At 45.5% G+C, this 12582-nt stretch carries 11 protein-coding genes; 2 read left to right on the plus strand and 9 right to left on the minus strand.

The window, feature by feature from the left end:
* Positions 1-93: 93 nt before the first annotated feature.
* The 8 genes from rsmB to K2225_RS02260 form a co-directional block, all read right to left on the minus strand.
* Positions 94-1440 (minus strand): 16S rRNA (cytosine(967)-C(5))-methyltransferase RsmB, encoded by a 1347-nt coding sequence (rsmB, locus tag K2225_RS02225; protein ID WP_220583289.1) that lies wholly within the window; start codon positions 1438-1440, stop codon positions 94-96.
* Positions 1433-2380, minus strand: coding sequence for a methionyl-tRNA formyltransferase (gene fmt, locus K2225_RS02230; RefSeq protein WP_220583290.1), 948 nt, complete (start codon positions 2378-2380; stop codon positions 1433-1435). Before fmt ends, rsmB begins: the two co-directional genes overlap by 8 nt.
* A 22-nt stretch (positions 2381-2402) precedes the next feature.
* The gene (gene priA / locus K2225_RS02235) at positions 2403-4811 is read right to left on the minus strand and encodes a primosomal protein N' (RefSeq protein ID WP_220583291.1); all 2409 of its coding nucleotides are present in this window, start codon (positions 4809-4811) and stop codon (positions 2403-2405) included.
* A complete protein-coding gene (gene coaBC, locus K2225_RS02240) occupies positions 4808-6013 on the minus strand; it encodes a bifunctional phosphopantothenoylcysteine decarboxylase/phosphopantothenate--cysteine ligase CoaBC (protein ID WP_220583292.1) in 1206 nt (401 codons plus the stop codon). Before coaBC ends, priA begins: the two co-directional genes overlap by 4 nt.
* Before the next feature lie 104 nt (positions 6014-6117).
* On the minus strand, positions 6118-6345 hold the full coding sequence (rpoZ, locus tag K2225_RS02245; protein ID WP_220583293.1) for a DNA-directed RNA polymerase subunit omega: 228 nt from the start codon (positions 6343-6345) through the stop codon (positions 6118-6120).
* Between the two features lie 2 nt (positions 6346-6347).
* Positions 6348-6962: a guanylate kinase gene (gene gmk / locus K2225_RS02250; protein WP_089654637.1), complete on the minus strand. Its 615-nt coding sequence runs from the start codon at positions 6960-6962 to the stop codon at positions 6348-6350.
* A 14-nt stretch (positions 6963-6976) separates the two neighbouring features.
* A complete protein-coding gene (gene remA / locus K2225_RS02255; RefSeq protein ID WP_027954142.1) occupies positions 6977-7240 on the minus strand; it encodes an extracellular matrix/biofilm regulator RemA in 264 nt (87 codons plus the stop codon).
* Between the two features lie 79 nt (positions 7241-7319).
* Positions 7320-8201, minus strand: coding sequence for a YicC/YloC family endoribonuclease (locus tag K2225_RS02260; protein ID WP_220583294.1), 882 nt, complete (start codon positions 8199-8201; stop codon positions 7320-7322).
* 150 nt (positions 8202-8351) lie between these two features.
* On the opposite strand from K2225_RS02260, the gene K2225_RS02265 reads away from it, so the two are divergent.
* Entirely contained in the window at positions 8352-10067 is a 1716-nt protein-coding gene (locus tag K2225_RS02265) for an Rqc2 family fibronectin-binding protein (protein WP_220583295.1), read from the plus strand.
* A gap of 105 nt (positions 10068-10172) precedes the next feature.
* Positions 10173-10298, plus strand: a complete 126-nt coding sequence (locus tag K2225_RS19960) for a hypothetical protein (protein WP_255574117.1) — start codon at positions 10173-10175, stop codon at positions 10296-10298.
* Between the two features lie 39 nt (positions 10299-10337).
* On the opposite strand, the gene K2225_RS02270 is transcribed toward K2225_RS19960, so the two are convergent.
* Positions 10338-12512, minus strand: a complete 2175-nt coding sequence (locus K2225_RS02270) for an FUSC family protein (RefSeq protein WP_220583296.1) — start codon at positions 12510-12512, stop codon at positions 10338-10340.
* Positions 12513-12582: the final 70 nt, after the last annotated feature.

Consider the following 12582-nt stretch of genomic DNA (forward strand, 5'->3'; position numbering starts at 1 on the left):
TAGGTGGTATCTTACACTCTGCCTGAAGGATAGGAATCCGAGTATTGGAATCAGATTCCACCCCCACGGCTTTGCTATTCAATTTAAGATTCTTTACTTTTTATACAATCGGGTTAAGAAAAATCCATCTGTATCCCAATCTTGAGGGAAAAGCTGAAGACCTGTTTCGGTAAGACCCTGCGATTCCTGAAGGGCTTCTGGAAGCTCCTCAAAGAAAGCAGGATCCACTTCAAAGTCCGGATTTTGACTCAAGAAATGCTTGACAGCTTCCTCATTTTCATGACGGTCAACCGTGCATGTACTATAGACAATCTTGCCTCCAGGCTTAAGTAGTGGCGCAACTTCTTTCAATAGATCATCCTGGATCTTTCTTAGGGAGAAAATATCTTCTTCTTTTTTATGGTATTTAATATCTGGCTTTCCACGTAAAACTCCAAGACCGGAACAAGGAGCATCGAGTAAGATACGGTCAAAAGTGCCCGGAGTGTGTTTTTCTCCAAGCTTTCTTGAGTCAGCCTGACTGGCAGTAATCGATGTGAGCTGCAGTTGTTCAGCCTTTTTACTTACCAGTTTCGCTTTTTTCTCGTGCAAGTCATAAGCGACGATTTCTCCCTCATCCTCCATCTTTTCAGCGATATGGGTGGTTTTACCTCCAGGTGCACTGCAGGCATCCAGCACCGTCAATCCCTTGTCAAGATCCATCATTTCCGCTACAAGCATAGAACTCTGATCTTGAACGGTTACATATCCTTCTTGGAAAAGGGGATGCGAGAGAATCGCACCTTCAAGAACAAGGAAGCCTTGAGGGGAGAGAGCGCTCTCTTCCACTCTGAATCCATCCTCCTGCAGCTGCTTCATCGCCTCTTCACGTGAAATTCTAAGCGGCTGGACTCTCAGCGACATAGGGAGGTGTTGATTGTTCGCTTCACACATCGCTTTTGTCGTTTCCATGCCATACTGATCAACCCATCGATTCACGAGCCATTGAGGATGACTGGTTTCAATCGCCATTCGCTCTACTGGATCTTCGATTTTATCCAGGCTTTGAACACCTTTGCGCTGGACGTTCCGAAGTACGCCATTCATAAATGAAGAAATCCCTTTATGTCCGCGCTTCTTGGAGATTTCCACGGCTTCATGGATAATGGCATGGTCCGGTACTCTTTCAAGAAAGATCATCTGGTAAACCGACATATAAAGCAGCCAGCGGACCCATGGCTTTATTTTCTTCTGCTTGGCAATATAAGGCTGGATGGAATAGTGGATCAAATCCCGGCGTTGGAGTGTACCGTATACGATTTCCGTTAACAATGCACCATCCTGGCGGGAAAGCTTTTGTTTAGAAATCTCCCGGTCCAGCAAAACGTGACTGAATCCGCCCTGCTCACCGATTCGAGTAAGGAGATCCAGGGCTGACTCTCTTAATGCATACTTAGTCATGCGTCTCACCCAGGCGCTCGCCGACCTGTAAGGACTGTCCAGCACCATTAATAAACGCCTGCCCGTCCATCTTTTTCTTTCCAGAAGGTTGGAGGGAAACGACCTTTACGGCTTTATTTCCACCTGTGGTTACAAGAAACCCATCTTCATCGATTCTTACAACTGTCCCAGGGGCTTCCCTGAATGTATCTTCCACTTTTTCGATCCACCAGACTTTCATCGGCTTGCCGTTCCAGTACGTGTAAGCGACCGGCCATGGATGAAGACCACGCACATGATTATAGACCGTTTGTTGCTCTTTGCTCCAATCAATGAGCTCCTGTTCCCTTTTGATATTGGAAGCGAAAGTGACTTTGGATTCATCCTGCTCTTCCGGGGTAATATCTCCGCTCAATAACTTCGGCAGCGTGTCCGCCAACAAGTCCGCTCCGGCGACGGAAAGTTTATCATGGAGCGTTCCTACATGATCATCGTCTTCGATCGGCACCGTCACTTTTGAAAGCATATCCCCTGCATCGAGGCGTTTAACCATATACATGATGGTGACGCCAGTCTCCTGCTTTCCTTCAAGGATGCTGTAATGGATGGGTGCACCACCTCGGAATTCAGGCAGTAAGGAGGCATGGACATTGATACATCCATGTTTCGGCTCCTTGAGTAAAGCTTCTGGTAAAATTTGACCGAAGGCAGCGGTTACGATCAAGTCGGGATCGTAAGCAAGAACTTCTTGATATTCTTCTTTGATTTTTTCTGGTTGAAATACTGGGATCCCGTGTTTCTCCGCTGCTACCTTGACTGGAGGAGGGGTCATCGTTTTCTTTCTCCCTTTCGGTCGGTCCGGTTGTGTAATAACGAGGACAACCTCATACCCCTCTTCAATGATGCGGTCAAGGACAGGTACGGCGAAATCCGGTGTCCCCATAAATGCGATTCGTGTCATGACTTTGTTGCTCCCTTCTTGCTTACATCAGCTGATACGGTTGGAAATCCACCGTGATCTGCAAACCATTTTCTTGTTTCATTTCATCTTCGTAATAGTGCAATATCCGTTCAACGAACTTTCGCTGCTCAGGTTCCTTCTTGTATTTTATCATGCATTGATAGCGATATCTATTATTGATCCTGGTGAGCGCAGAAGGAGTAGGCCCGAGGACATACGATTGGTCGGAAAGCTTCTGCTGCATGAACATGGTGATTTTCTGTGTCACTTCCTGCACTTTCAATTGGTTGGGGTGTGAAATTGTAAAAAGTGTCAAGAAGAAATATGGAGGATAGCGGAAAGCTTTCCTCAATTTCATCTCTTCATTGAAGAATTGTTCGTAATCATACTGGCTGGCAAGTTCAATACTATAATGCTCCGGTGTGTACGTTTGGACAACGACTTCTCCGGGCTTCTCATGTCTGCCTGCCCGTCCGCTTACCTGGGTGAGCAATTGGAACGTTTTTTCTGATGCACGGAAATCAGGCAGGTTGAGAAGGGCATCGGCGGCAAGAACACCGACAAGGGTTACGTTTCCGAAGTCCAGTCCTTTAGCGATCATCTGCGTGCCGAGCAGGATGTCTGCTTGTCCTTCTCCGAACTTTTTAAGCAGCCGTTCGTGGGCCCCTTTTCTCCTTGTCGTGTCGACGTCCATCCGGATGACACGTGCTTCCGGGATCAACTCCTGAAGCGCCTCTTCCACTTTTTGTGTCCCTGTACCGAAATAACGGATGGTTTTGCTCTCACATTCCGGGCACTCCGACGGCATAGGTTCTTCATGGGAACAATAGTGGCATTTCAGACGATTCTGCCTTTTATGATACGTAAGTGCAATGTCACAGTGCGGGCACTCACTCACGTGACCACAGTCCCTGCACATGACGAAGGTCGAATAGCCACGTCTATTTAGAAAAAGAACGATCTGCTCCCCTCGGGAAAGCCTTTCTTCGATCTTTTCCTTCAACGAGATGGAAAACATCGAGCGGTTTCCACTATGAAGTTCCTCTCTCATATCAACGAGATCCACCGTGGGCATGACTGCCTCATTCATACGCTTTTTCATCGTCAACAGTTGATAATTGCCTTTCACAGCTCTGGCATAACTTTCGAGAGCTGGTGTTGCACTCCCTAAAACGACCGGGCATTGATGGGTTTTTCCCCTTTCAATGGCGACATCTCTCGCATGATAACGTGTCCGATCTTCCTGCTTATAACTCGTTTCATGTTCTTCATCAATAATGATCAAGCCGATGTTCGTAAACGGAGCGAAAATAGCAGACCTTGCTCCGACAACCACCTGGACTTCCTTGCGCTGGATCTTACGCCATTCATCGTACTTTTCTCCCGCCGATAAAGCACTGTGAAGGACGGCGACCTTTGAGCCGAACCTCCCTTTAAAGCGTTCAACCATTTGCGGAGTCAAAGCAATCTCAGGAACCAGCATGATGGCTTCCTCGCCTTTATCAATGACTTCCTGGATCGACTGCAAATACACTTCCGTTTTCCCACTTCCGGTCACTCCATGAAGAAGAAAAACGTCATGAACGTTTTCTTCGATGGTCTTAAGGATCGGCTCGATGGCTGTTTCCTGTTCTGCTGTCAGCGGGAAAGGCTGAGTACGTTCGAAGTCTCGGTCACCATATGGATCTCTGAAAACTTCCTTCTTGAATTCCCGGATCATCCCTTGTTCAATCAGCGGTTTCAATGAGGCGGGTGTGGTGGATAGAATATCCAAAAGCCTCCTCTTCTCCATCGCATCCGGGTACTCCAGAAAATACTCGATGATGGTCCGCTGCTTTTTGGCTTGTGGGGATAGATCTTCAAGCTTCTCCTCTAATGCCATCGGATTTAACAAGGGCTCGACCATCGTCATCGTTTTCTTTGTTTCCCGGCTTTTCACTTCATAATGGACATCCACGGCTCCATCATTCATGTGCTTCCGAAGGGTATGGTATCCGATGCCTGATTTCTCAAATTCCTCAAAATCAACAACTGCCCGTCCATCAAATAAAGGGTCCAGTTCAGTACCGAGGGGTTCTTCAGTCAATTTCCAGAGTTCTTTTCGATATTTAGCTTTCATCACCTGAGGAAGCATGACCTGAAGACAGGAGATGTAGTAGCTCAACGTATTTTTCGATAACCACTTTCCAAGTTGGAGAAGTTCTTCCGTCAAGGTTGGTATAACATCAAGAACATCTGTGATTTTCTTTACGGAAGAGAAAGAACTTGTTTCTGAAAGAGAGACGACATACCCCAGAATTTTGCGTGGCCCGAAAGGCACGATGACCCGTACCCCCGGCTGAACGATCCCCTCGAATTTTTCAGGTATTTCATAATCAAAAGGACGGTTCGTATTTTGTGAGGGTACATCAACGATTACGTTTGCAATCACCGGTTTTCACTCTCCATCTCCCCGCTGGCCACCATAAGAATGTTTTCAGCGAGCTCGTCTTTGCTCATTAATGGATACGTCATCTCTTCCCCTTTTTTGGTAATAAACAAGGAGGCGTTCGTGTCCGTGCCAAACCCTGAACCCTCTTCGGATACATTATTGATGACAATCGCATCGAGATTCTTTTTAGCCATCTTCTCTCTTCCGTATTTTTCCACATCTGTCGTTTCTGCAGCAAAGCCAATTAAGTATTGATGTTCTTTACGATCTCCCAGCTCCATGAGAATATCTTTCGTCCGCTCCATCTCGACGACATAGTCCCCGGGTTTCTTCTTCATCTTTTGATCATAAGTGATTTTTGGCCGGTAATCGGCTACCGCTGCCGACTTAATGACAAGGTCTTGATCTGGATAAGCTTTCAAGACTTCCTCATACATTTCCTGAGCGGTTGTAATTGGAATCACATGCACACCAACGGGAGGTTCCAAAGCTACCTGACCAGAAACAAGAGTCACGTCAGCGCCAAGCTGCTTAGCTTTTCTCGCCAGCGCATACCCCATTTTGCCCGTCGATGGATTCGTGAAATAACGTACTGGATCGATCTGTTCACGTGTAGGGCCGGCTGTTATGAGTACTTTCATTCCTTTGAGTGGTTGAGGGCGTTGATATTCTTTCCTAAGTACTTCGACAATGGTCTCGGGCTCCTCCAAGCGTCCTTTTCCTACATAGCCGCAAGCAAGGTAACCTTCGCCGGGCTCGATGAAGCGGAAGCCCCATGCATCGAGTTGTTTTAAATTTTTCATCACAGCCGGGTGACTGTACATATGGACATTCATTGCTGGCGCGATATAAACAGGTGCCTCGGTCGCAAGTAAGGTCGTCGAGAGCATGTCATCAGCGAGACCGTTCGCGAGCTTTCCGATTACATTGGCAGTCGCGGGGGCGATTAAGAAGAGATCCGCCCAGTCAGCGACATCAATGTGCTGGATTTGAGAAGAATCTTGTTCATCAAAGGTATCGGTATATACAGGCTGTCTGGACAATGCCTGAAAAGTAGTCGGGGATACAAAATTCTGAGCGCTGTCTGTCATGATTACTTTAACGACTGCCCCAGCTTGAACGAGTTTGCTGGTTAAAGCGGCTGCTTTGTAGGCGGCGATTCCACCTGATACTCCTAAGACGATCTTTTTTCCATTCAACATCTGATAGCCCCCTGTACTTGAAAAATGTTGTCACTAAAACACGTAGGAAAAGCCGCGCTGATTCAATGAAGAAGCGCGGCTTTTCCTACGTTGTTTCGATGTTCTTATGTGGTTTCTGTTCGTTCTTGGATTTCATCCGCTTCGATATAGTTCAATTTGCCATCGCGGATCTCTTCAAGCGCTACACCGACTTGCTGGTGGGAAGTCGGATTATCGATCATCGGCGCGCTTCCTTGTTTCAATTCACGCGCTCTTCTCGCAGATAGCGTGACAAGCGTGTATTTTGATTTGATTTGTTTCTGTAGGGAATCAATGGACGGTTCTAACATCATGATTATTCATCCTCCAATGCTTTTTTATATTGATGGGCGACACGTTCACGTTTGCAGTGTTCACTGGCAACGATCGATTTCACTTTCGTCACAGCATTGTCAATCTGATCGTTCACGACGACATAATCATACGCATCCATCATATCAATTTCTTCTTTCGCTGCTTTCAGGCGGTTTTTCACTTTGTCTTCCGTTTCCGTGCCGCGGTTAACAATGCGGTCTTTCAATTCTTCCAAAGAAGGTGGAATCAAAAATACGAACACGCCTTCAGGGAAGTTCTCCCTTACTTTGAGTGCTCCCTGAACTTCAATTTCCAAAAAGACGTCTTTGCCTTCGTTCAATGTCTGCTCCACGTATTGACGGGGGGTACCATAATAGTTTCCCACATATTCCGCATGTTCAATCAATTGGCCTTCACTGATTAATTTCTCAAATTCATCTCTTGATTTGAAAAAGTAATCGACCCCGTCCACTTCACCCTCCCTTGGATCACGAGTGGTCATGGATATGGAATAGCGCAGATCTGTCGACTGCTCAAATAATGCTTTACGTACCGTTCCTTTTCCGACACCTGATGGGCCGGAAAGGATGAATAAAATACCTTTCTGATCAATCACTGCAAAAAGTCCTCCTAGTTTTCATCTGAGATCTCGTCGTTACTGATGACACGCTGCCCGACGGTTTCCGGCTGGACGGCTGAAAGGACGACATGATCACTATCTGTAATGATGACCGCACGCGTACGGCGGCCATATGTAGCATCTACTAATTTATTATTGTCACGGGCGACCGTGATGATACGTTTGATCGGAGCGGATTCAGGCGAAACAATAGAAATAATACGATTCGCAGATACCACGTTTCCAAAACCGATATTGATTAATTTCAAGCTCAAAGCTGACTCCTCCTTCTTCTGACCAAGCACTTTTATGACTACCTCTATTATATGAAAAAACTAGGCATAAACACAATTGTTATTCGACATTTTGTACTTGTTCTTTCATCTTTTCAATCTCGCTTTTCAAATTCACAACCATTTCCGTCATTTTGCCGTCATTGGATTTCGACCCGATTGTATTCACTTCACGGTGCATTTCCTGCACAATAAAATCCAGTCTTCTTCCAACAGGCTCATCTAAGAAAAGGGTGCTTTCAAATTGAGTGAAGTGGGACTGTAGTCTTGTCAACTCTTCGGTGACGTCCCCTTTCTCTGCAAGCAAAGCGACTTCCTGGAGGATTTTCGTTTCATCGGGGCGGATTTGCTCTTTGGTGTATTCTTCTACGCGGGTCCGAATCCTCTCTTTATACTCTTCGATTAACATCGGCCGCCTTTCGTCCAGGCTGTTCAACCATGACCGGACTTTAGCGATGCGTTTTTCAAGATCATCGTGTAACTTGTGACCTTCCTTCGTCCGCATCTCAACCAATTGTCTAACAGCGTCATCCATGGTTTCTAATAAAGCCACTTTCCACTCATCTGAATCGTTTTCCATCTCTTTTTCCGAAAAAACATGGTCTAACTTGGATACCATATCAATAGAAATATCCCCCGTCAACTCATAACGGCGCTGAATATCCTTCAAGCGTGTAATATATTGATCGACCATTTCCCAATTCACATCGATTTTCTTTTCAACCAAATCTTCTCCTTCAAGGGATACGAAGATATCGATGCGCCCCCTGGCTAACCGGCTTTTGACGACTTGTTTCAGACGATCTTCCAGAAACAGCAAGGCGGTGGGCATCTTGAATGTCATATCCAGAAAACGATGATTCACAGACCGGATCTCTACATGTATCTTTGTTTCGTTGACTTCCACCGTACTCTTTCCATACCCTGTCATACTTTTTATCATTACGATCATCACCTATATGTAAAATGAATGCACCCTCCATTTTAGCAAAAGAAAGTATAACGTTGCGAATGTTTGCGTTTACGTAAAGAAAAATCTTAGAATAACAAGCTTTACTCATGCTATACTTCTAACAGTAGAGAGGTGAAGACGATGTCTTTTGACGGAATTGTAACCCGGGCGATCACGAATGAATTGAATGAAACGATTCAGTCCGGACGTATTATGAAAATTTATCAGCCAACCGAAACGGAACTCGTATTTACGGTCCGTTCCAATCGAAAAAAACATACGCTATTATTGTCCGCCCACCCGAGCTATGCTCGCTTTCATTTGACGGACGATCAATACCATAACCCTAAAGAACCACCCATGCTATGCATGCTCCTACGAAAGCATTTAATTGGTGGGTTTGTCGAACGCATTGAACAGGTGGACATGGAAAGGATTGTGAAGTTCCATATCCGCACCCGTAACGAAGTCGGGGATGAAACAATGAAAACCCTCATTATTGAGGTGATGGGAAAACACTCCAACATCCTGCTGGTTGATGAAGATGAAGGACATATGCTCGACAGCATCAAGCATTTGCCCCCTTCCCAAAACCGGCACCGGACGATTATGCCCGGCCAGCCTTATAAACTCCCACCAGAACAAGGGAAAATCAACCCTGTGGACCTTGAACCAGATTCGTTCATTAGAAAATTGGACTTTAACTCAGGCAAAATGGATAAACAAATTTTGAATGTGGTGATGGGTTTTTCACCGATGATAACAAAGGAAATCGTGCATCGGGCTGGACTCGGTGGGTCACAGGCCGTAAAAGAAGCTTACCGGGAAATACGAGAGATCATTCTGAGCCACGCGTATGAGCCACAAATCCATCGGGGAGAAAAAGAACAGTTCTATGTGATTCCTTTACACGCTTTTTCAGATGATGTAGAAAGATTCGACAGCGTAAGTGCGATGCTGGATGATTATTATTCCGGGAAAGCTGAGCGCGACCGTGTGAAGCAGCAGGCAGGAGATCTGCACCGTTTCTTAAAAAATGAACGGGATAAAAACAAACGTAAAATAAAGAAACACGAAACAACACTGAAGAAATCTGAATCCGCCGAGGAGTACCAGAAACTCGGCGAACTCTTGACTGCACACATGCATATGGTCAAAACAGGAGACGAATCGGTGACGGTCGTTGACTACTACGATCCAGATCAATCAGAAATGACAATTGAACTCAACCCTAATAAAACGCCGAGTGAAAATGCCCAAAGCTATTTTCAAACCTACACGAAAATGAAGAAATCCAAAGAAGTCGTCCAAAAGGAAATCCGAAAAGCAGAAGACGAAATCCTTTACTTCGATCGACTCCTTCAACAAGTCGAATCGGCCAGGGAAGAAGATATCGAGGAAATTCGAGAAGAATTGCGTGAACAAGGGTACTTAAAGAAAAAAACGGCTGCGAAAGGGAACCGTAAAAACAAACCCCAAAAACCGAAGCCGGAAAGTTTTGAATCAACGGATGGTACGTTGATTTATGTAGGGCGTAACAACAAGCAGAACGAATATCTGACGAACCGCATGGCAAATAAAATGGATATTTGGCTTCACGCTAAAGACATTCCCGGCTCGCATGTCGTTATCAGAGACGAAGACCCCAGCGAAGATACGTTGTTTGAAGCCGCACAGCTTGCTGCGAATTTCAGTAAATCAAGCAAGTCTTCCTCCGTTCCAGTAGACTACACGCGTATCCGGCATGTGAAGAAGCCGTCAGGAGCGAAACCTGGGTTCGTCACTTATGACCAGCAACAGACGTTGTTCGTGACACCTGATTCAACCTTCATTAAAAGATTAAAGAAAAAAGACTGAACCCTCATCCCTGTGCCTATAAATGGCACAGGGATTTTCACATACCACAGGCCCGGATAACAAATAATATAAAGGCAACTGAATATGATGAAGGAGGTTGCCTTTATGCCGAAGAATTCAAAATCAAAACGCAATCCGAAAAAGAGCAGGGATGCGGTTCAACCAGCTTCAGGAGAAGAACGAATTACGATCTCCAAAGCTGGAGAAAGTCCTTACGATCGAAACAGATAAATGAAAAGCAGCACGTGTGAAAATTCACACGTGCTGCTTCTATTCTTCCATCCGTTCTACTGTTTCAAGCCCCATTCTTTCTCCAACAGCAAGCAAAGCTTGATTGATTTTCCAAATATAAAACAGATGGTGGACAATATCCCCCTGCCCATCCTTATGTCCTGGGGCAAACCGTTCAATCATTTCCCGCTCATGTTGAAGTCTAAACAGTTGCCCACTCATGACTTCCCCATTCAATACCGCCATGATTGTGCGAATGTTGTGCTTGTACACCTTTTCCGTTCGCTTGAGAGCCTCTGTAATTTCTTCGGAACGATGAAAATCCTTTTGGTACGTGGACGCCACTAACTGTTTCGCATAATAATTAATAGCCGTAAACGACATTAGCAGCCGGGGAATACCGGAATATTTATTAGCTCCAGGCCTCTGCAGGGCAGGCTTTGCATCCTCTTCAAGCAGCTGAATCTTCTCATCCATCTCAAAAGCGAGATCCGCAAGCCCCTTCATGCTTTCGGAACGGCGGAAATTTTGAATATATGAAAGGACATAACCCTCGAGATCCTCTAAGTAATCAACCAACTGTTCCTTCATTTTATCAAGCGTCCGTGTAGGGAATATAAAGGCCGCAGCAGCTAGAGCAATGCCTGCTCCTGCAATTGTATCGACCACCCGTGCAAGTAGCAATGCATAGCTGATTCCACCAAGAATGAGGTCATACATGAAGGCGATGAGCATGGTGATGAACATACTCATGACTGTGTAGGAGACCGGAAGCATGTAAAAGGCAAAGAAAATAACCGCAAAAATGAGGGCTACTTCCAACTCCGATTGACCCGACACAGATTTCGCTAAAAAGAAACCAATGATCGCCCCGGCTACCGTGCCAATTGACCTTTCCAAACCTTTTAGATATGTGCGCCCGACGGTCGGGGTGCCCAATTGGATGATGAAGGTTGTTAGCAACACCCAGTAGGGTTGGATAGGAGAGATCAAATGACCGACAATGACAGCAATCGTTCCGGCAATCACCGATTGAATCGCCTTTTTCGTTGAAGGCTCCATCCCCTTATTTTCATCTTCCTTTTCTGCTGCTTTCTTTTCTTCGGACCATTCATCACCGGAATCATGTTCGCCACTGTATTTGATGGCGAGGGCTCCCTCCGTCACATGTGTAGCAATCGCCTCAATCCTGCGAAGCAGATAGAGCCATCCCTCAGGCCTTGTTTCATGTTCCCCAAATCTTTGATCAATCAACTTCCTCAACGCGTGTATTACACGTTCGGCTTCAGCAAGATGCTTCTCTTCCTGTTCCATTTTAAGGACTTCTGACTTTTGCAATGTACGAATGAGACGGAAGAGGATCATTCGGATTTCTTCTGTCTCAAGCGCTCCGCTTTTCTTCAATTTCTCTAAACTATCTGAAAGGGTCATGACGAACATTGCCGTATCGAACACATATAACCGCAATTGTTCCGTACGAACTCCTGGCCAGACTCCTTTAATGTTTTGCGCATTCAAATCTGTGGACACATGATTGGCATAGTCCCTCAACTTTTTTACATTTTCGGTCAATTTCTTAGAGCGAAAATGGTTCGTGTCTGGATCCTCAATAACATCTGCCAACAGTTCAAAAGTCAGGTTCGCCTGCCTATGAAAAGATTGGACACTACGCTTTAGCTGCTGAGCCGTATCTCGGAAAATAATGAAATTATATAGGAAAGCGTAGCTGACCCCTATACAAATCGCACCATAAAACCATGGGAATTGTGCAGGAGGAAGTTTTAAGAAGGAAGAAAAATATACGGTTATAAAACCGATCATCCCTAATGAAAAATAACGACTGCCGAATTTAGAAAAATAAAAGCTGCAAAAGATGATCAAAATCATCAATGCGGATACGAGCACGGCACTCCAGGAAAGGAGAGAACCCAGCGTCACTCCACAGATAGCTGATAAAGGAAGCAAAAGTGTCGTCCCCTGCTTTTCCTTTTTGGTATCATCCATAACTGCCATGATGCCCAGCAGCCCACAGGCGCCGGAAATGATTGCAGGGAGAAGCGGATCCTGCCCCAGCAGGTTCAATATCAGCAAGGTAGTGAATACAGCCGAGATGACACTGAGTGTCGCTTTCCCAGCCTGCTGCAGCCGCTTATGACCAGGATCTGACGCCAACATCCTCTTTAACCAATAGGATTGTTTTCCTAATTCATACATGTACCCATTCCTCCTCTCCTATTTCTTTTCATGTAATGGATCCGTTCCATCTATAAAATAAATCATCACT

It is taken from the genome of Halobacillus sp. Nhm2S1 (assembly GCF_019599545.1).
In the GTDB taxonomy this organism is placed as follows: Bacteria; Bacillota; Bacilli; order Bacillales; family Halobacillaceae; genus Halobacillus.

What these genes read in the sequence shown, in the direction of transcription:
- rsmB (WP_220583289.1), bottom strand. Translation starts at nt 1,440, where the DNA reads ATGACTAAGTATGCATTAAGAGAGTCAGCCCTGGATCTCCTTACTCGA.
- fmt (WP_220583290.1), bottom strand. Translation starts at nt 2,380, where the DNA reads ATGACACGAATCGCATTTATGGGGACACCGGATTTCGCCGTACCTGTC.
- coaBC (WP_220583292.1), bottom strand. Translation starts at nt 6,013, where the DNA reads ATGTTGAATGGAAAAAAGATCGTCTTAGGAGTATCAGGTGGAATCGCC.
- rpoZ (WP_220583293.1), bottom strand. Translation starts at nt 6,345, where the DNA reads ATGATGTTAGAACCGTCCATTGATTCCCTACAGAAACAAATCAAATCA.
- K2225_RS02260 (WP_220583294.1), bottom strand. Translation starts at nt 8,201, where the DNA reads ATGATAAAAAGTATGACAGGGTATGGAAAGAGTACGGTGGAAGTCAAC.
- K2225_RS02265 (WP_220583295.1), top strand. Translation starts at nt 8,352, where the DNA reads ATGTCTTTTGACGGAATTGTAACCCGGGCGATCACGAATGAATTGAAT.
- K2225_RS19960 (WP_255574117.1), top strand. Translation starts at nt 10,173, where the DNA reads ATGCCGAAGAATTCAAAATCAAAACGCAATCCGAAAAAGAGCAGGGAT.
- K2225_RS02270 (WP_220583296.1), bottom strand. Translation starts at nt 12,512, where the DNA reads ATGTATGAATTAGGAAAACAATCCTATTGGTTAAAGAGGATGTTGGCG.